This is a genomic window from Streptomyces nogalater, assembly GCF_039532885.1.
GTDB lineage: Bacteria > Actinomycetota > Actinomycetes > Streptomycetales > Streptomycetaceae > Streptomyces > Streptomyces nogalater.
Genome location: NZ_BAAASM010000093.1, coordinates 1 through 924 on the forward strand (window position 1 = coordinate 1; position 924 = coordinate 924).

Annotated in this window: 1 protein-coding gene; it reads left to right on the forward strand. The window is 63.7% G+C overall.

Annotated features, from left to right (window positions below):
* Window positions 1–19 precede the first annotated feature (19 nt).
* On the forward strand, window positions 20–924 hold a 905-nt coding region (locus tag ABD350_RS37735), incomplete at its 3' end, for a ribonucleotide-diphosphate reductase subunit beta (RefSeq protein ID WP_344353969.1).

Genomic DNA, 924 nt, shown 5'->3' on the forward strand with positions numbered 1-924 from the left:
CCTGCGAGGCCTGCCAGTAATGCCCCGGAACACCAACCTGCTCGACCCCGGCTTCGAACTCACCCTGCGCCCCATGCGCTACCCCGACTTCTACGAACGCTACCGGGACGCCATCAAGAACACCTGGACCGTCGAAGAAGTCGACCTCCACTCCGACGTCGCCGACCTCGCCAAACTCACCCCCGAAGAACAACACCTCATCGGCCGCCTCGTCGCCTTCTTCGCCACCGGCGACTCCATCGTCGCCAACAACCTCGTCCTCACCCTCTACAAACACATCAACTCCCCCGAAGCACGCCTCTACCTCTCCCGCCAGCTCTTCGAGGAAGCCGTCCACGTCCAGTTCTATCTGACGCTGCTGGACACCTATCTGCCCGACCCGGAGGACAGGGCGGCCGCCTTCGCCGCCGTGGAGAACATCCCCTCCATCCGCGAGAAGGCACAGTTCTGCTTCACGTGGATGGACTCGGTCGAAAAACTCGACCGGCTGGAGACCCAGGCCGACCGCCGCCGCTTCCTGCTCAACCTCATCTGCTTCGCCGCCTGCATCGAAGGACTCTTCTTCTACGGCGCCTTCGCCTACGTCTACTGGTTCCGCAGCCGCGGCCTCCTCCACGGCCTGGCCACCGGCACCAACTGGGTCTTCCGCGACGAGACCATGCACATGAGCTTCGCCTTCGACGTCGTCGACACCGTCCGCAAGGAAGAACCCGACCTCTTCGACGACCAACTCCAGCAACAGGTAACCGACATGCTCAAGGAAGCCGTCGAAGCCGAGCTGCAGTTCGCACGCGACCTGTGCGGCGACGGCCTCCCGGGCATGAACACCGCCTCCATGCGCCAATACCTCCAATGCGTCGCCGACCAACGCCTCACCCGCCTCGGCTTCGCCCCCGTCTACGACTCCGAAAACCCCTTCTCCTT